Genomic DNA, 18,536 nt, shown 5'->3' with positions numbered 1-18,536 from the left:
GGATTTTTGGATGATATATGAATTTAAATTACCTGATGTGGGTGAAGGAATTGCGGAAGGTGAAATTGTAAAATGGTTTGTCAGTACGGGCGAGGCGATTGAAGAGGATCAGCCTATTGCTGAAATTCAAACAGATAAGGCGGTGGTTGAAATCACCTCGCCAGTCAGCGGTAACGTGAAACAAATCTTTTTTCAAGAAGGCGAGATTGCTCAGGTAAACTCAGTCATTATCAGTTTTCAAACAGCCAATACCACGGGAGGCAGTTTACAAGAACCACCAAATCAAAACAAGCCAGAAATAAGTCAAAGTCAAAATGAGAACGAGCAAGCGCAAACGAGTAGTAAACAGAAGAAAAGCCGAGCGATTGCGACCCCAACGGTCCGGAGAATTGCTCGTGAATTAAATATTGATCTTTCACTTGTCAGTCCTAGTGGTAAAAATGGCAGGGTAATGGAAGAAGATGTAAGGCGGTTTAAGGAACAACAGGAGCAAATGGTTCAATCGGAACAGGTAACAGCACAGAAACAAGCTTCAGCAACAATAGAATTCATCAGTAGTCCACCAACACCACAAATTCCACAGCACAATGAGATGACGACCATTGAACGTGTTCCATTAAGGGGTTTAAGGCGCAGCATCTCTAAGAAAATGACTCAGTCCACTCAAATTGCAGCTCAATCCACCATCGTTGAAGAAATTGACGTAACGCAGCTAGTAGCCCTTCGTAAACAGATGTCAGTCAATGCCAAAGAAAAAGGTGTTCACCTAACCTATCTGCCGTTTATTATGAAGGCTGTCGTATCGGCTTTGAAGGAATTTCCCTACTTAAATTCCTCTATTGATGAAGAGACAGAAGAAATTTTGGTTAAGAGCCACTATAACATTGGGATTGCAACGGATACATCAAAAGGCCTTACTGTTCCCGTTATCAAAAAGCCAGACCAGAAGAATCTGCTTGAGATCGCTAAAGAAATCACGACACTCTCTGAAAAGGCCAGGAATCATCGATTATTAGTGGATGAATTGACAGGCGGAACGTTTACGATTTCCAATATTGGTTCTACCGGTGTGGGGTTATTTGGCACTCCGATTATCAATTATCCAGAGGCAGCCATTCTCGGAATCCATCGTATTCAGAAGAAGCCTGTTGTAACGGAAGCTGAAGAGATCGTAATCCGTGACATAATGGGGGTAAGTTTAAGCTTTGACCACCGATTAATAGATGGTGCTATGGCGTCCTACTTTTTAAAACATATCATTACCTACTTAGAGAGTCCGAATTTATTGTTTATGGAAATGGTCTAACCGATTATTACGATATTAAAAGGAGGATAACAAATTGTTGAAAAAGTCAATTGGATTGTTGATGATGGTGCTATTGCTGCTGACCGCTGCTTGTAGTAATTCCGCAAAACCAACTGCTGTAAAGGAAGCAGAAAAAGGTTCGGGAAAAACGGAAAGTACCTCGGGAGGAGATGTCATTAAAATCGGCTTTATCTCTGATGCCACCGGGCTTGCATCTTCTCAAGGGAAACCAGAAATGGATACAGCTGAATATTTAGAGAAAAAAATTAATGATGATGGCGGCATTAGCGGTAAAAAAGTAGAGTTTGTTAAATATGATTCTGAAAGTGATGAAACAACAGCGGTTCTTGGAATGAAAAAACTAATTAATGAAAAGGTTTCCATTGTGGTTGGCGGCACCATTACGGGAAGCAGTCTAGCCATGCTGGAAATCGCCCAAAAGGAAAAAGTACCTTATATCTCAATGGCAGCAGGTTCTGATATTGTCAAACCAGTAAAGGAATATGTATTTAAAACGGTCCACAACAGTGACCTCATGATCGAACAAACCCTAAAGAGTCTAAAGGAAAGCAATATTAAAAAAGTAGCTTGGATGCACATAAATGATGCATATGGCGAGGATGGTTATAACCACTTCAAAGAGCTGGCTCCTAAATATGGAGTTGAAATCATCGCAAAAGAAACATTTGAAGGCAGTGATACAAGTGTGACACCGCAGCTTTCTAAGATTAAATTAACAAAACCAGATGCTGTCGTCGTTTGGACCCGACCGCCATCCGGCTCCGTTGTTTCGAAGGATTTTAAGCAATTAGGTTTTAAAGTACCTTTAGTACACAGCTATGGTATGGCGAACCAAGCGTATCTTGACCAAGCAGGAAATGTAGCGGATGGCAATTTGTTAGCTAGCGGCAAAATACTAGTTTCCAATACACTTCCAGACAGTGATCCTCAGAAAAAGATCATAGAGGATTTTATCAAGGATCATAAAGAAAAGTTAGGGTACTCCCCTACAAACTTCTCAGGTTATTCTTATGACGGAATTATGCTTGCTACGGAAGCCATCAAAAAGGCAGGTACAGACCGAGATGCGATTAGAGATTATCTAGAGAATAATATTAAAGACTTTGTCGGAGTTACAGGAGTGTACAATATCACGCCTGAAGACCATAGCGGATTAAGCATGGATTCGATTGTCATGATAGAAGTTAAAAATGGCAAATGGACTTTATATAACAAATAGAAAAGTGAAGCAAATGTGTACATGCGGCTGGTTGGTTATTCCAGCCGCATAGACTCTTAAGCGAGGTGTCAAAACATTGGAATATGCATCTTTTATTGTCCAGCTTTTAATTGGCGGTTTAACCATAGGCAGTATCTATGCACTGATCGCCATCGGTTTCGTCATCACCTTTAATGTTACGGGTGTCCTCAATTTAGCGCAGGGTGAATTCGCTATGATCGGCGGTTTGACGGCCACTTCACTGATTGCAGCTGGCTTTTCTTACCCGTTAACATTCGTTTTAGCTATCTTGATTACGATGGTCGTCGGTGCTTTATTTGAACGGACGTCGATTCACCCAGCGCGAAATGCTTCTCCTCTCACACTGATTATTATCACGATTGGGGCATCGATTGTTCTTCGTGGTATCGCCTTATTAATCTGGGGATCCAATCCTCATAGCATGCCTCCGTTAGACAATGGAGAACCCGTCCAAATATTTCAGGCCTTCATCTTGAGACAAAGCATTTGGGCTGTTGTCATCTGTTTAATTATGGTGGTTTTAATGTATTTCTTCTTTTATAAAACGTACTGGGGTAAAACCCTGCGGGCCTGCGTGATCAATCGGCTGGCCGCCAGGGTGATGGGAATTAAACCTACTAAAATGTCATTCTATACCTTGTCCATTAGTGCAGGGCTTGGTGCCTTAGCGGGAATCATTACCACACCGATTACAGGTGCTACCTATGAGATGGGTTTGATGCTGGGCTTGAAAGCGTTCGTAGCTGCAGCGATTGGCGGTTTGACGAATGCTCCAGCCGCGATTGCCGGCGGTTTTCTGATTGGAATAATTGAATCGCTAAGTGCGGGGTTAATCTCATCTGGTTATAAAGATGCGATTATTTTCACTTTGTTAATTATCGTGCTGATTTTTTTACCGAACGGTATTTTTTCAAAATCGTCCGGAAAACGGGTTTAAAGGGGAGACTTACATGAATGCCTTCGCAAGCAAATTAGGGAATTGGCGCATTGCGGCCTTCGTTTTTGTATTAATCGTACTGCCAATCGTGTTTCGAAGTCCATATATTACGAGTGTCCTTGTGATTATTGGTCTTTACGCCATAGTTGCGATGGGATTAGGGCTTCTGCTTGGGTTTACAGGTCAAATATCGATTTCTCAGGCAGCCTTCTATGGGATTGGGGCTTATACATCAGCAATATTAACGGTCACTTACGGTGTTTCTCCTTGGATTGCCATTGTAGCAGGCTGTGTCATTTCAGCCATTGTGGCTCTAATTATTGGATGGCCAACCTTAAAATTAGAGGAAAATTATTTGGCGCTCGCGACACTTGGATTTGGCTTTATCGTTTATATCACTTTTATGCAGATGGTCGAACTCACCGGAGGTCCATCTGGCATCAGACATATCCCGCAATTGTCCCTCGGTTTTATCACGTTTGATACAGATCTTAAATACTATTACTTAGTTTGGGTTGTGGCATTAGGACTATTATTTTTCTCAGCAAAGCTTGTCCGCTCAAGGGTGGGGAGGGCACTCAGGGCGATTCGCGGCAGTGAAATAGCGGCCCAGTCCGTCGGCATTCATCCAGCGAAGTATAAGGTGAAAGTCTTCATGCTGAGCGCTGTATTTGCTTCGATTGCTGGCAGTTTATATGCCCATTATGTCTCATTTATCAGCCCCTCTCCTTTTTATGTCACGGCATCGATCAATTTCGTCATCATCGCCGTCATTGGGGGTCTAACGAATATTTGGGGCGGGCTCGTTGGCGCAGCTGTTATTACTTCTTTAGGTGAATTGGTCCGGGAGGTAGTACCACTGTTTATTCCTAACGCTGGCAGTGAATACGAGATGATTTTATTTGGAGTGATTTTAGTTGTAACGATGATTTTTATGCCTCAAGGTTTATCAGTAGGGGTGAAGGACGGTTGGATGAAATGGTCTGGCCGAAGGAACCAGATTAAGCACGTGAAGGAAGGAGAAATACACAGTGAAAAAGCCATTGCTCGGGATCTCTAACCTTACCAAACAATTTGGCGGTGTGACCGCCGTCAATAAGGTCAACTTTGACGTATTTTCAAATGAAATTGTCGCGGTGATTGGACCAAACGGAGCTGGAAAGACCACTCTGTTTAATATGATTACCTCGATCATCCCAGCCAGTCAGGGGGACATTACCTTTAAAGAGGAATCGATTACGAGGAGAAAAACTCATGAGGTGGCCAAGAGAGGGATTACCAGAACCTTTCAGAATCTGCAAATTTTCAACGATATGACAGTAGTTGAAAACGTGATGGTTGGTTACCACACCCGAACGAAAAGTGGTTTTTTTGCCGGAGGGTTTGGGCTTTCCCGTGCTAAAAAGGATAACCAGCTGGCCTATGAGAAAGCGGTAGAGGCTTTGGAGCTGGTCGGGCTGAAAGAACGGAAAGATGAGCTCGCGATGAATCTCCCCTACGGATTGCAAAGGTTAGTTGAAATTGCCCGTTCTATCGTGATGGAACCAAACCTTGTCTTATTAGATGAACCCATGGCCGGCTTAAACCAAAAGGAATCGATTGAGCTTGTGCGCATTATTCTTCGCCTGAGAAAAAGAGGCTATACCTTTTTGTTAGTGGAACACGATATGGAAATGGTCATGGGAATAGCTGATCGAATCATCGTAGTTGAAAATGGCGTTAAAATTGCGGAGGGAACTCCTGAAGAGATCCAGCGAGATCCTGTCGTTATCGCTGCCTATTTAGGAGAGGAGGCAATCGTACATGCTTAGTGTCCAGAATCTTCATACCTATCACGGTCGTATTCATGTCTTAAAAGGGATTAGTTTTCATGTGAACAAAGGAGAAATGCTCGCGATTATCGGGGCAAACGGAGCAGGTAAAAGTACTCTTTTAGGGACATTATCGGGCATCTATCAGCCGCACCAAGGGGCTGTCCGCTTAGAAGATAAAGATATTACTACTATGCCCATCGAAGAAACAGTCCAGCAAGGGATGGTTTTAGTTCCTGAGCGCCGGCAAATATTCGATGCATTAACCGTATATGAAAACTTGATGCTGGGTGCTTTCCATCGCTATCGGAAGGATAAGAAAAAATTGAAATATGATGTAGAAGAAGTCCTGGAAATCTTTCCACGCTTGAAAGAAATGGTTACTCGATTGGGAGGAAACCTAAGCGGTGGTGAACAGCAAATGCTCGCTATTGGCAGAGGCCTGATGGCGAAACCGAAAATCATGTTACTAGATGAACCATCCCTTGGCCTAGCCCCTTTAATTGTTCAGGATATCATGGAAGTACTGGCAAACTTACGAAAATCAACGGATGCGACGATTATCTTAGTGGAACAAAATGCAAAGGCTGCCATGAAAGTTTCCGATCGTACCTGTGTCATCGAACGGGGACAGATTGCTTTAACCGGAAATTCAAAGGAAATGCTCGAAGACAAAAGGGTAGCATCCTTATATTTGGGTGGAGGCTCAACTGACTTCAAGGCGATTAAAGAGGAAATATTCGCAGAACAATGATTATTTTTCCAATCAACTGACAGGCGGTGTGAAAATGAAAATAAGTATTCTAGGCGGTGCGGGGACATTAGGGGCAACAACTGCTTTTGTCCTTGCCCAGCAAAATCTAGTCGATGAAATTTGTTTGATTGATCTAAAAGAAAATGTCGCAGCAAGCCATAAAATGGATCTTGAACAAGCGATTGCGGAACTTTCCACTACAAAAATTACGAGCGGTGACTTTTCCTTATTAAGGGGAACGGATATTGTCATCAATACAGTTGGTATTCCTGAGAAGCAGGTTGCCTCCCGAATGGACTATTTGGAAGGCAATTATAAAATTATCCAGCAAATAGCTGCTTATTTAAATCAGTACACCACAAATCCAATTATCATTACAGCTACGAATCCTCTAGATATTATTAATTCACTACTCCAGCGCACCGTCCATATCGACCCTAACAGAATCATTGGTTTCTCACTGAATGATACCTTCCGCTTTCGCTGGGCTCTATCCCGGGTTCTCCATCAACCAATTGAGGCAATTGATGCCATTGTGTTAGGAGAGCATGGGGAGGAACAAGTACCGATCTTCAGCCATATTTTTGTGGAGCACAACCCTGTTAGTTTAACGGAAGAGCAAAAACTTCAAGTTCAACAAATAATTAAGAATTGGTTTGCTGAGTATCAATCCCTTAATTCAGGAAGAACCTCAGGCTGGCTTTCTTCTATTAATATAGCGCGAATTGTTAAAGCAATCGTAAATGATACAAAAGAATGTATCCCTTGTTCGGCGATTGGAGCGGACGGTATTTCGATTGGTCAGCCTGTCATTATTGGCAGAAATGGAATCGAAAGAATTCACGAATTTTCGATAGCAGAAGAGGAACAATCAGAGTTTAACAGAATTAAAGAAAAAATTAACAACCAAGTAAACGAGCTGCTTCAAGCTCAAGGGAGCAGCCTATGACTGAACAATTAACGTTTGCGATTATTGGTGCCGGTGCCATGGGCTGCAGGTTTGGAGCCCAGCTTTTAGAAGCAGGTTATCCTGTCACCCTTTATGATGTTTGGCAAGAGCATGTTAACGCCATTCAAAATAAGGGATTGAAAGTAAAACGAGGCAGTGAAGAAAAGACGATCATCATTGAGGCCTATGTGGAGCCTCAAGTAGACCAAGTCTATGACGTGTTAATTATTTTTACCAAGGCGCAATATACGGAGAAGGCACTGAACAAATATTCTTCATTAATTTCGCCTAACACCCATATTTTGACGTTGCAAAATGGACTTGGCAATAAAGAGTCGATTGCCAATTACGTCGGTTTAGATCGGATTATTGTTGGGACAACTACATACAGCAGTGATTTGTTTGGACCAGGGGTAATTGAAATTGGCGGATCGGGAGAGACCTTAATCACCGAGTTGCGAGGAACTTCTCAAGCTGTGGTTTTAAAGGTAGAAGAAGCGCTGAATAAAGCCTCATTACATACACGCATCTCTACTAACACGATGATTGCTGTATGGGAAAAATTAGCCTTTAACGCTGCCATCAATTCCGTAACGGCCTTAACACGATTAACCACAGGGCAGGTTGGAAACCATCCACTTGGTATTCAGATGCTAAGAAACATCGTCGAGGAAGTAGGCAATGTGGCCAGGTACCTTGATATAGAGATAAACGAGGAAAGTGTCATGAATAAATTGCGCGACGTATCGACACCAGATCAAGCAGGAGACCATTACCCGTCGATGGCTCAAGATTTAATGAAGAAAAAGAAAACGGAAATTGAAGCGATTAATGGCGCGATCATTAGAGAGGCAGAAAAATGTCAAATGCACGTTCCGTATAATCAGTCTGTTTATAACATGATTAAAATGCTAGAAGACTATCATGTGCCGCAGCAAACGAATAGATTGGAACAGAAAATTTAACTGGAGGTAACAAGATGGTTGTGGGAGAGGTAGCAATCGAAGTTGATTTACTGATTATTGGCGGCGGCCCCGGCGGTTATGTCGCTGCGATCCGTGCGTCGCAACTAGGGAAAACGGTGACACTCGTTGAAAAGGAAGATCTGGGCGGTGTGTGCCTGAATAAAGGCTGCATACCTTCGAAAACATTAATATCGGCCGCAGATCGCTATCAATCGATTCGCCAGGGATGCGAGCTGGGATTTGAGGTAGAGGGTGTGACGGTTAACTTCTCCAAGGTCCAAAGCTATAAGGAGAATATTGTAAAAAAACTAACGGATGGCGTCTCAGGTCTTCTAAAGGGAAATAAGGTAGAAGTCATAAAAGGTGAGGCCTTTTTTATTAATAAAAATGAAGTAAGAGTACTTAATGGATATGAGAGTAATCGATTTCGGTTTACTGATTGTATCATTGCAACGGGGTCACGGCCGGTTGAAATCCCGGGAATCCCATTTGGTTCACGGATTATCTCATCAACAGAAGCACTTAATTTGCAGGACATCCCACAGAGCCTTGCTGTGATTGGCGGGGGTTACATTGGTGTAGAGCTTAGCCAAGCTTACGCCAAATTCGGTACGAAAGTAACCATTTTAGAAGCACAGCCAGCCATTTTGCCTCAATTTGATAAACGCTTCGTTCAGCTTGTGAAACGGAATATGAAAAAGGAACATATCGATATTATCACAAACGCTAAGGTCACTGATACGGAACAATCTGAAAATGAGGTCACCATTTTATATGAGGTAAATGGTATCAATCACCAGATCACAGCGGATTATTTATTAGTAACAGCGGGAAGAAGACCGAACACCGATGAAATCGGTCTAGAAGTCCTTGATATTCATGTAGACGGGAAAGGTTTTATTAAGGTAGATGAACAATGCCGAACAAGTGAACCAGGGATTTTTGCGATAGGAGATATTGTTGCCGGACCTGCGTTAGCCCATAAAGCTTCATTTGAAGGGAAAGTTGCGGCGGAAGTGATTTGCGGATTGCCGAGCGCAGTCGACTACCAGGCGATCCCATTAGTTGTATTCTCTGATCCGGAAATTGCCGCGGTAGGTTTTTCAGAAGAAGCCGCAAAAAATGAACAATATGAAGTTGAAGTGGGCAAATTTTCTTTTTCCGCTAACGGCCGGGCTCTTTCCATGGGTGCCGCAGAGGGGTTTATGACCATTGTGGCCGAAAAGGAAACGGGGGTCATTTTGGGAGCTGAGATCGTTGGACATGGCGTGTCCGAGTTAATTGCAGAAATTGGTTTTGCGATAGAAATGGGCGGAACGGTCCGAGATATTAGTTCCACCATACATGCACACCCAACACTAGCGGAAGTGATAGTGGAAACAGCTGAAGCCACTTCAGGCAGAGGGATTCATTCACTAGCACAGACGACTCTTGCTCGCTGACAAAAGGCGTCCTCCATTTTAACTAAAGTTATATAGTAAGTAAAAGCGCAGAGTCTCTGTGCTTTTTTTTGTGGTATTCCAGCAAAAAGCAACTTAAAAGCAGATGCCTAAAGGAAAACGCACTCCTCTCATACTGAAGAGGTATTTCCTCACGTCACTTTAGAGCAAAAGAACCGTCCCTATGCATCTTTTAAAAGGAAAAATATAACAATCAGTAGAATAGTTATATAGAAGAAGGGGGAGCTTATGAGAAGATATTTATTGTTTGGGGTAATAGTGGTTATAGCAGCATTAGCAGCTTTTTCAGGTTATAAACAGGTGATGGAAGCGAAAGAGAGGAAGAGGGACTTAGTACACTTAAACTACATTCCTACTGTTCGTGTAGGCGGGCAACAGTTAGAAATCTATGAATATGGCCAGTGCAAAGAGAGTTCCAATAAAGAAGATAAGACGAATATAGGCCCAAGTCCCATTCGTCCAAGTGCTGCTATAGGTCCAAGTTCTTGTGACAGTGTAACAGAGGAAGAAGCATTGAAAGGAAAAACAGCAGTATCATTTGATAAAGAGTCTGTCCTAACTTTAAAAAATAAAATGCCTTCTGGCGAGCTCGAATCCAAAGAGGGCCCTGCCAATGGAGTTAGAAGGATCGTAAGCGGCAGCTATACAAAAGATGGCAAGAGTCTGGGGCCAAGTGATATAAAACCTACTTTCAAGGACATGAAGGATGAATATCTCGAGACAGTTATACTGCCTAAAGAACCTGGTTACTTTGTAGGCAGTATAACCATCAATACTCCCTCAGGAGACAAATATTATGTATATCACTTTTATTTTATTTGAGATTTAGAGAGGGTGATGGAAGCATGTTAAAGGTCATAAACCTGAAGAAAAGAGGCTTTCCCACTTTAGTTTTACTAATTATTTGTTTTGCATTTACATACCAAAAGCCAATATTGGCAACTGAGAAAGCCATAGGTCGTGCAGCTTTGTGTTTGCAATCTCCATCAAAAAGATTAGGAATAGAAGCCGTGGTTATGAATTGGGAAAATATTAAAGCGGAGAAATTTTCCATTGATAAAAAAAGTGGTTTTTTTAATCAGATCACTAATCAACGTGAGTTGAATGTAACACTGAAAACCAAAAATGGCGAAGAACGTACCGTTAGGATGGACGCGTATACTGGAAGGTGCCTTGAAGTGACTGGTCCATTAAATTAATTTTGAATGTTTAATTTTTTTTGCTGAAGATTACAGTAATTTCCAAAAGAACAGCAAGTAATGTTAAATTTCAAGGGATAATCTAAACCAGACTACTCAACATCTTGAACAAATCGGTGTACCTCTTGAGAAGGAACAAGAGAGTAGTGAAATTGGAAAAAGGTTGAAGACCCTAATGGTAGAATGATTGAGTTATGGGAAAAATAAACGAATTGTAATTATTCATATTTTGTTGAAACGGGAGCGATTCTTCAATAAGAAGGATCGTTTTTTCATATTCAGGGAACATGCAGTGTAGTCCAATACTAGAGGAATTCTACAGAAAATGTTGAATTATAGTATGTTGACCTAAATTTATATGAGGATAAATCACTAGATTCAAGGATTGGAGGAAAAAAATGAGGCAAGAACAATTCAACATTTATGAAAAAAAAATAAAGGGAGGAGATGGTGAAAGTAAACAAGGAAGACATTTTAAAGGATGGGATATAGCCGTTTGGATTACTCCTATTCCTATTTTAGGCTATGGTATTACGTTTTCATATGAGTGGGGTGTTTCTCATTTTTATAAATACCCCTCTTCATTTATTAGTTTGGACCCTACGATCATAGCAAGAAATAGCCTGATTTTAATCTTGTTTCCGCTATTTATTTTAATTTTTCCTGAGATCTATCATTTATTTGATCGCTTTACATCAAAAGCAGCTGATAAAATTCTTAAACGCAAACGTGAAAGTAGAGAACGATCAGCAGATGTAGACAGAATTCTTAGTAGTGGCATTATTTTTTTCTTACTAGTTGGCTTGTCGGCTTCAAGTCTTGGAAAGTTCTTGGGATTTTATTTTGATCGTATTTTACAATCTACTCCATTAGATAAGAAACACATAAGTATGTTATCTAGAGCATTTGAAGGCATAAATATATTGGTTGTGATATTCTCCATCTTCATTTTGTTTTTGGGCTGGCGCTTCATTTTTAAAAAGAAAAATTATATCGTTGGGATGTCTATACTTCTGTTTTTTCTTTTAACATTTCCCTACTTTTCCGGATTTGCTAGTTCGGTTAGTAAATCTTCCTATTATGTGATTGAGGGAGATAAGGAAACTTATGTCGTATTGGATTTCGTGAATGATCATATGCTGATCGCTCCTCTTGACGTAAAAAACGGCACCATCACACCAGAATATTCTTTAATTGAAACGAGTACGGTGTTCGAACCACAGGATGAGAAAGATGGGGAACAATTAACCTTTAATCTGGTTAAGACAGGGCCCTTATCAATAGGAAAAGTAGAAACTATTAGAATAGCGAAACCATTATCTGGTGTTGACAAGCCCCCATTCGAGATTGATTTTTCTTTTTAAAGTAGTGCTAACGGTTCCAGTTTTGTTAAAGAATGGAATTTGACTAGAAATAAGAAATTCAAATTTGTTTTTCACACAAAAAAAGCCATTTGTGATTATTTAAAAAGGATCACAAATGGCTTTATTTTTAGAATAACCCGGCTTCCCTTGCGGCAGAAATACTATTTCTAGCAAACTCTTCCGCTGACATGCCAACATTCTCCCAATGAATATACATTAACCGTGGATTTTCAAACAGCCAATGGTTATGAAAAGCTGTTACGATAAGCCTTCTTTTCCTTAAAGCTGCAATAAATCGATTAAGTTCTCTTTGGAGAACTACCGATTCACCAAGATTTAAACCATTATTTTCAAAGGATAACATAAACGGAAGTGCAAGTGGTGAACGTGTGCGGCGGCCTAAAATCGTAGCATTAATATTTCGCAGCCGCATGACCGTACAAACAGGAGCTGCTGAGATAACCTCGCCGCCGATAATATCTGCCAGTCGCTGGCATGTGGAGGTGGATATATCCCTAACCTGACCATGATGATTACTTGTCATTCGTTCGCTTGACTCCTGTCCCATAAGGTTTGAACTAGATTCCATTTCGAAATCCATCTGATTGCTAACCCTTCTGTTAGACTGATGCCCAGTTGTTCTTGAGCTGGATTCAACTTCTACATCCATCTGATTTTCCTCTAAAAGGCTTGGATCGTTATCGCGATTAACAAATCTGAACATATTATTAAAAACGTCTCTTCTTTCCATTAAAAATCACCTCCTTGTTTCTAATCTAATAAGCTGCAGTTTTAGAAAAAGCCTGCTTCTTTTGCTGCTTCAAAACTATTCCTTGCAAACTCAAATGGATCTCCAACGTTCTCCCAATGCATATACATTAACCGTGGCTTTTCAAACAGCCAGTGGTTATGGAAAGCAGTTACGATAAGGCCTCTTCTTTGTAATGCAGACATCAAAGCATTAGCTTCTCTTTGAAGGAGTACAGTTTCCCCAAGATTAAGGGTTCTTCCTCTTACATTGTTTTCAAAGGAAAGGGCAAATGGAAGGGCTAAGGGGGATTCGGTGCGGCGGCCTAAAATCGTAGCATTAATATTTCGCAGTCGCTGAACGACACATGCTGGTGTTGATGCGATGACCACACCCCCGATAATATCGGCTAATTGTTGGCAGGTTGACGTGTTGATTCCACCAACAGAATTACTGTTACTACTTCTCCTTGCAGGCCGCCATACACCAGGTGTACTTGATCCCATTTCATTTTGAAAATTATTTCTTTCCAAATCTATCACCTCCTTGTCCACTGTTCACTTATCAGTTTATTCAGGGAAATTGGACAAGAATAGACGAATCTCAAGTAACAAAAGCCCATTTTCATGTTTTGTTGAGTGATTTAATTATGTGGGGTGACAAAACTATGAAATAAGACTAAATGATTCTTCAGCCGCCAAACTTAAAAGTAGACTTGAAGCAAAAGAAGAAAATGAAATTCCTTTAATTCATAGCAACACAACTTTTCCTTCTTAAGTGATATCATAGACAAGGGAAACCGAACTACATGTAACTTTTTAGAAAATTATGTCGATTTTGTAAGGAGTTGCGTTATAATAGTAGGTATTAAAATAACTTTGGAGGTTTAAAGTGATGAAGCAAAGAATGTTAAGTATGCTGGCGGTCGTTTTGACGCTTGTGCTGGTGCTTGCTGGCTGCGGGCAGCAGGAGGATAAGGGAAGCAAGTCTTCAGGTACGGGGAAGAAGTCTGCTGAAGAGGTTTCTGTTAATATTGGAATGTTAAAGTTAACGAGTTCCGCTCCACTATTTATAGCAATGGACAAGGGATTTTTTAAAGAAGAGGGCATTAAAACGAATATCAAATGGTTTGAGGCGGCTCAGCCCATCGCTGTTGCTACAGCAGGAGGAAGTGTCGATGTGGGCGCCACCGGTATTTCCGCTAGTCTTTACAATATGGTAGCGGGCGGGCAGAAACTTTGGATTGTCGCCGATAAAGGCCGTGAAGCGAAAGGGTTCTCATCGTCAGCCTTGCTCGTGCCAAAGGATTCAGATGTTAGCTCTCCAAAAGACTTAAAAGGGAAGAAAATTGGGATTACCCAAACCGGTTCTACTTTTCACTATATGGCCGGCAGAATTTTAGAAAATCATGGTCTTTCATTAAAAGACGTTCAATTGGTACCACTTAACAGCATTAAAGGGTTGATGGAAGCTTTGAATAGTAAGCAAGTAGATGCGGTTATTTTAAATGAGCCGAATATTTCTACGGTTGTTCAAGAAGGCTATGGAAAAGTGATCACCCAAGTGGGGGATGAAATGGATTACCAAACTTCCGGCGTCTTCTACTCACCAAAGTTTGCTGAAAATAAAGATGCGGCCGTCCGCTTTTTAAAGGCTTATGCAAAGGCTACTCGTTACTACTATGATGCCGTATTAACTACAAAAGACGGGAAAGTTGTGCCAGGTGAGAACTACGATGAAGTAGTGAATATTATCGCCAAATATGTAGACCAAGATCCAGAGTTGATTAAAAAGGGTCTTCCATATATGGATCCAGACGGCAAACTGCTGGAATCTGACATTCAAACCCAAATTGATTGGTATGCAAAGGAAAAACTGATTGATAAAGCCATCGATGCAAAAGAGATTGTCAATACAAAATTGCTTGAGGATGCACTGAAATAGCAGTAAGGAAGTGACTACATGAGAGTCGTCATTGAGAATGTAGAAAAACGATTCGCGGATAAGAAAAAAAATGAAGTAACAGCACTGAAGAATATTAATTTTTCGATTGAGGAACAAGAGTTTGTGGTACTGGTTGGACCAAGCGGCTGTGGCAAATCAACCCTGCTGAATATTGTCGGAGGATTGCTGTCGCCCAGCCAGGGTGAAGTCTATTTTGAAGGCGGGCAGGAAAAGGAGCCCTCGTTAGGGATTGTGTTTCAAGAAATTGCCCTCCTGCCATGGCGCACGGTTTATCAGAATGTCATTTATGGTTTAGAGGAAAGAGGGATGAGCAAAAAGGAATGTCAAGAAATCGGTCAGCGATATATTGATATGGTGGGGCTCACCGGTTTTGAAAAGTCTTATCCCAAACAGCTTTCCGGCGGGATGAAGCAGCGGGCAGGGATTGCCCGGGCTCTCGCGGTAGAACCTGACTTGCTTCTGATGGACGAGCCGTTTTCGGCATTGGATGCGCAGACACGTACGATTATGCAGGAAGAATTACTAACCATTTGGAATCGGACGAAATTAAGTACGCTTTATGTTACCCATAATATTCAAGAAGCCGTGTACTTGGCGGACCGAGTGATTGTTCTGTCGCGGCATCCCGGTGAAATCAAAGAGATTATCAAGATTGACCTGCCGAGAATGGGTCGTGATCAAGAACAATATCGCCAGCAATTCGAGCGATACGCAGACCAGATTTGGAATTTAATCCGTCACGACGCTCAAGCTGCATTAAAGGAGGCGTAAGAGATGGAAAAAACAACAAAGAAGGTTATCAAAAATCGTGTTGCCTTCCTAGAGCAAAAAATTCCAGGTTATGTTTCGGTTGCGGGGATTATTGCTTTGCTGCTCATCTGGGAGCTGGTCTGCCGCTTACAAATCGTGCCACCGCTATTTTTGCCGGCGCCATCCGCGATTATTATGGATGGCTGGGAAATGATTAGCAGCGGGGAATTGTTTAAAAACTTAGTAGCGAGCTTGTATCGGATCCTGGGAGGCTATGTGATTGGTGCCGTATTGGGGATTCTTGTCGGGCTTATGCTTGGGTTTTCTAAATGGGCGGATGCGGTGTTTACACCAATTGTGTATTCGATCTATCCGATTCCAAAAATTGCTCTATTGCCGTTGATTATTCTTTGGTTTGGGATTGGCGAAATGCCAAAAGTGGCGATCATCGCACTTGGGGTATTTTTCCCAGTATTAATTAATACTTTCTCCGGAGTGAAAAGTGTCGACCCGATTCTGATTAAAGCCGCAGTAACCTTTGGATCCAATCATGTCAACGTGATTCGCAAGGTTATTTTACCTGGGGCACTTCCTACCATATTTGCCGGATTAAAACTGGCAGCCGGCACAGCCCTTCTGCTGCTTGTCTCAGCGGAAATGATTGCGGCCCAATATGGAATTGGCGCCATGGTCCTGCACTACGGTAACCTTATGATCACCACCAAACTAATGGCCGGCGTCCTCCTCCTATCACTATTGGGATTACTATTCAATCGGGGACTGCAATGGCTCGAACGCGTCTTGATTCCTTGGAAGTAGGGTGCATGGGGGTGGTTCTCGTGCTCCTCTTTGAGGTAGCGTTGGAAGTTTTGCAAATGAAAAGGCATAACTAGCAGATAAGAGCTAGTTATGCCTTTTATGGTTTCGGAATAGAAAGCCCCAGGTGGTGCAAGGTCGTTGCATTACCCTTTAAGAGGTAAAAGGGGTCATCTTGGTAAATATTGCGAATCTCGGTTAGGGGGATAAAACATAACATCCGAATACATTTATTCCAGCAATAAAATCGTGACTGCTTCAACAAAATAATTCCACCGTATTGTGAGGAAACTGCGATTAGGAATAAAATTATGTATTATTCCATTTGTTCTATACTTTGTTGCACAATTGCCACCATATCATCTTCAGCACCAAGACTAAAGTTAAAAATAACACCTTGTCCCCCACCAGCACCAATTGCTGAAATAAAAATATTACTGTTATGACCGACTACAGTAAGGCTCAAACTTGCTCTGTTTCCATTTCTCATAAAATATTTATCATAAACTCGAACGGCTATTTTAGTATCTCCAATAGTGTAGTTGCTTTCATCAACTAAATTCATACTTATTCCACTATTACCTATATCGTTTTGTAAATGATTTACCACTTCCTCAAATTGACCAATCATAGTCTTTTCATATTTTGCCATAATTAACTCATCCTCCCCTATAGTAATTATTTCGTTAAATTCGTTTTTTACTATTTTTGTCCCCTTGAAGAAAACCGGATTATTAGTAAAACCTATATTTGTAGAATTCCAAACATCATATCTTGGCTATAATGCTTTTATACCAAGTTAGTAAAAATTCCTTTCGATCTGATTCATATCGTTTTTATTTTTAAATTTTTTAAGAGTTAAGATGGTTAATATTCCAAACAATATAATGATCCAAAAAAGATACATCTTCGTATAAAGACTCGGTATAGAGTAGTAATTGGGAAAGAACTGATAACGGGTAAAACCAAGCATGTTAAGAACACTAATTGCTAAGTAATAGGCAAATTTTACCCCAATTGCGATTTCCAAACTATTAGTTTTAGCTGTTATATACGATAGAAGGATTCCTATAACAATATAACTTAACCCCGTATAAACAGGTTCCATGAGATATGGGTCGACATAAATAAGCAGCCCGCCATTAATGAGACCCACAACAATGGAAAGTACAATCTTGTTATTGGTCATTGAGCCAATCCACTGCATCAAGTAACCTCTTAAAAAGAGCTCTTCCATCAAGGTTTGGATAGGTAAAAAGATGATTAATAATCCGGATACCTTTAAAAAGAGCTCGATGGTAAGTCTATTTAACTTATAATCACTTGGAAATAGTAAGTAATCAAAAAAGGTTGTTACACACATTGCCAATAGTAAAATCAAAAATCCCCACCCGATCTTACCCCAATGTACTTTTTTATGGGGGGTGATTAGGGTAATCACACTTCTCCTATGAATCAGCAGCATAACCAACGCAATTCCAATTAAACAAAAAACATTATAAAATTGTAAAAAGGAATAGTTAATATAGGGATTGAACGAAATAGCTTGGCCTACATCAGAACTATAAAAACTAGCGGCACTCCCGTCATGTTCCACATACCACTTGTAGACTTGTACAGATAATTCATCACTTAGTACTACAACAATCAGTAATAGAAAAAAGGAAATAATATAATTCCACCATTTATTAATACCCTTATTTAGTTTGAAAAAATTTTCCTCCAAAAGTTATTCACCTCAACAATTCAAACTACTAAAAAATAATATTCGTGATTATTTGTCAAAACACCTTCTATTGGGCGGGGGTTAAGACACTTTTGTGAAAGGCGTTGCATTTCCCTTTACAAGTGATAATCGTCTTTCAAGGTAAATGGGAGGTGGTTCCATTACCCTTCAATAAAAAAACCGCCTCACAGGGTAAAAGGAAAGGCGTTGCATTACCCTTTAGAAGAAAAAACCGCCTCACAAGGTAAAAGGAAAGGAGTGCATTACCCTTTAGAAGAAAAAAATGCCCCACAAGGTAAAAGGAAAGGAGTTGCATTACCCTTTAGAAGAAAAAACCGCCTCACAAGGTAAAAGGAAAGGCGTTGCATTACCCTTTAGAAGAGAAAACCGCCTCACAAGGTAAAAGGAAAGGCGTTGCATTACCGTTTAGAAGAAAAAACCGCCTCTCAAAGTAAATGCAAAGCCGCTTCGTTCCCTTAAACTAGGAAGATTCCAATGATCTGAACGGATAAAAAAAGGCCGGGC

General features: G+C 40.9%; 19 protein-coding genes and 1 pseudogene. 16 read left to right on the top strand and 4 right to left on the bottom strand.

Annotated features, from left to right (window positions below):
• The first annotated feature begins 10 nt into the window (after nucleotides 1-10).
• From AC4E8C_RS22085 to AC4E8C_RS22025, 13 genes and pseudogenes are all read left to right on the top strand, one after another.
• Nucleotides 11-1,306, top strand: coding sequence for a dihydrolipoamide acetyltransferase family protein (locus AC4E8C_RS22085; protein WP_490208780.1), 1,296 nt, complete (start codon nucleotides 11-13; stop codon nucleotides 1,304-1,306).
• Nucleotides 1,307-1,340: 34 nt separating this feature from the next.
• Nucleotides 1,341-2,546, top strand: coding sequence for an ABC transporter substrate-binding protein (locus AC4E8C_RS22080; protein ID WP_490208779.1), 1,206 nt, complete (start codon nucleotides 1,341-1,343; stop codon nucleotides 2,544-2,546).
• Nucleotides 2,547-2,622: 76 nt separating this feature from the next.
• The gene (locus AC4E8C_RS22075; protein ID WP_490208778.1) at nucleotides 2,623-3,504 is read left to right on the top strand and encodes a branched-chain amino acid ABC transporter permease; all 882 of its coding nucleotides are present in this window, start codon (nucleotides 2,623-2,625) and stop codon (nucleotides 3,502-3,504) included.
• 13 nt (nucleotides 3,505-3,517) lie between these two features.
• Nucleotides 3,518-4,564 (top strand): branched-chain amino acid ABC transporter permease, encoded by a 1,047-nt coding sequence (locus AC4E8C_RS22070; RefSeq protein ID WP_490208777.1) that lies wholly within the window; start codon nucleotides 3,518-3,520, stop codon nucleotides 4,562-4,564.
• Nucleotides 4,536-5,315 (top strand): ABC transporter ATP-binding protein, encoded by a 780-nt coding sequence (locus tag AC4E8C_RS22065; protein ID WP_490208776.1) that lies wholly within the window; start codon nucleotides 4,536-4,538, stop codon nucleotides 5,313-5,315. The genes AC4E8C_RS22070 and AC4E8C_RS22065 overlap by 29 nt, the downstream gene beginning before the upstream one ends.
• Nucleotides 5,308-6,069, top strand: a complete 762-nt coding sequence (locus AC4E8C_RS22060) for an ABC transporter ATP-binding protein (RefSeq protein WP_490208775.1) — start codon at nucleotides 5,308-5,310, stop codon at nucleotides 6,067-6,069. The genes AC4E8C_RS22065 and AC4E8C_RS22060 overlap by 8 nt, the downstream gene beginning before the upstream one ends.
• A 34-nt stretch (nucleotides 6,070-6,103) precedes the next feature.
• Nucleotides 6,104-7,018, top strand: coding sequence for a malate dehydrogenase (locus tag AC4E8C_RS22055; protein ID WP_490208774.1), 915 nt, complete (start codon nucleotides 6,104-6,106; stop codon nucleotides 7,016-7,018).
• The gene (locus tag AC4E8C_RS22050) at nucleotides 7,015-7,983 is read left to right on the top strand and encodes a ketopantoate reductase family protein (protein ID WP_490208773.1); all 969 of its coding nucleotides are present in this window, start codon (nucleotides 7,015-7,017) and stop codon (nucleotides 7,981-7,983) included. The genes AC4E8C_RS22055 and AC4E8C_RS22050 overlap by 4 nt, the downstream gene beginning before the upstream one ends.
• Before the next feature lie 14 nt (nucleotides 7,984-7,997).
• The gene (gene lpdA, locus AC4E8C_RS22045) at nucleotides 7,998-9,425 is read left to right on the top strand and encodes a dihydrolipoyl dehydrogenase (protein ID WP_490208772.1); all 1,428 of its coding nucleotides are present in this window, start codon (nucleotides 7,998-8,000) and stop codon (nucleotides 9,423-9,425) included.
• A gap of 246 nt (nucleotides 9,426-9,671) precedes the next feature.
• Complete coding sequence (locus AC4E8C_RS22040; protein WP_490208771.1) at nucleotides 9,672-10,265, top strand: hypothetical protein; 594 nt, start codon at nucleotides 9,672-9,674, stop codon at nucleotides 10,263-10,265.
• A 23-nt stretch (nucleotides 10,266-10,288) separates the two neighbouring features.
• Nucleotides 10,289-10,642 carry a hypothetical protein gene (locus AC4E8C_RS22035; RefSeq protein ID WP_490208770.1) on the top strand — a complete coding sequence of 118 codons (354 nt, stop codon included), beginning with the start codon at nucleotides 10,289-10,291 and terminating at the stop codon, nucleotides 10,640-10,642.
• A gap of 39 nt (nucleotides 10,643-10,681) precedes the next feature.
• Nucleotides 10,682-10,849, top strand: a pseudogene (locus AC4E8C_RS22030) (VOC family protein); the annotation flags it as partial.
• A 191-nt stretch (nucleotides 10,850-11,040) separates the two neighbouring features.
• The gene (locus AC4E8C_RS22025; protein WP_490208769.1) at nucleotides 11,041-12,006 is read left to right on the top strand and encodes a hypothetical protein; all 966 of its coding nucleotides are present in this window, start codon (nucleotides 11,041-11,043) and stop codon (nucleotides 12,004-12,006) included.
• 127 nt (nucleotides 12,007-12,133) lie between these two features.
• Here the strand turns inward: AC4E8C_RS22025 and AC4E8C_RS22020 are convergent, their stop codons facing one another.
• Both AC4E8C_RS22020 and AC4E8C_RS22015 read right to left on the bottom strand, forming a co-directional pair.
• Entirely contained in the window at nucleotides 12,134-12,757 is a 624-nt protein-coding gene (locus tag AC4E8C_RS22020) for a DUF1259 domain-containing protein (RefSeq protein WP_490208768.1), read from the bottom strand.
• 41 nt (nucleotides 12,758-12,798) lie between these two features.
• A complete protein-coding gene (locus AC4E8C_RS22015) occupies nucleotides 12,799-13,287 on the bottom strand; it encodes a DUF1259 domain-containing protein (protein WP_490208767.1) in 489 nt (162 codons plus the stop codon).
• 361 nt (nucleotides 13,288-13,648) lie between these two features.
• On the opposite strand from AC4E8C_RS22015, the gene AC4E8C_RS22010 reads away from it, so the two are divergent.
• Genes AC4E8C_RS22010 through AC4E8C_RS22000 form a run of 3 tightly spaced genes read left to right on the top strand, consistent with a single transcriptional unit; the run spans nucleotide 13,649 to nucleotide 16,288 of the window.
• Nucleotides 13,649-14,698, top strand: a complete 1,050-nt coding sequence (locus tag AC4E8C_RS22010; RefSeq protein WP_490208766.1) for an ABC transporter substrate-binding protein — start codon at nucleotides 13,649-13,651, stop codon at nucleotides 14,696-14,698.
• 18 nt (nucleotides 14,699-14,716) lie between these two features.
• Entirely contained in the window at nucleotides 14,717-15,490 is a 774-nt protein-coding gene (locus AC4E8C_RS22005) for an ABC transporter ATP-binding protein (protein WP_490208765.1), read from the top strand.
• Nucleotides 15,491-15,493: 3 nt separating this feature from the next.
• Nucleotides 15,494-16,288 (top strand): ABC transporter permease, encoded by a 795-nt coding sequence (locus AC4E8C_RS22000; protein WP_490208764.1) that lies wholly within the window; start codon nucleotides 15,494-15,496, stop codon nucleotides 16,286-16,288.
• 313 nt (nucleotides 16,289-16,601) lie between these two features.
• On the opposite strand, the gene AC4E8C_RS21995 is transcribed toward AC4E8C_RS22000, so the two are convergent.
• Both AC4E8C_RS21995 and AC4E8C_RS21990 read right to left on the bottom strand, forming a co-directional pair.
• On the bottom strand, nucleotides 16,602-16,937 hold the full coding sequence (locus AC4E8C_RS21995; RefSeq protein ID WP_490208763.1) for a DUF6054 family protein: 336 nt from the start codon (nucleotides 16,935-16,937) through the stop codon (nucleotides 16,602-16,604).
• Nucleotides 16,938-17,084: 147 nt separating this feature from the next.
• Nucleotides 17,085-18,011 carry a CPBP family intramembrane glutamic endopeptidase gene (locus AC4E8C_RS21990; protein ID WP_490208762.1) on the bottom strand — a complete coding sequence of 309 codons (927 nt, stop codon included), beginning with the start codon at nucleotides 18,009-18,011 and terminating at the stop codon, nucleotides 17,085-17,087.
• Nucleotides 18,012-18,536: the final 525 nt, after the last annotated feature.

Source organism: Neobacillus sp. SRL179 (assembly GCF_984799095.1).
This window is presented reverse-complemented; position numbering and strand designations above follow the sequence as displayed.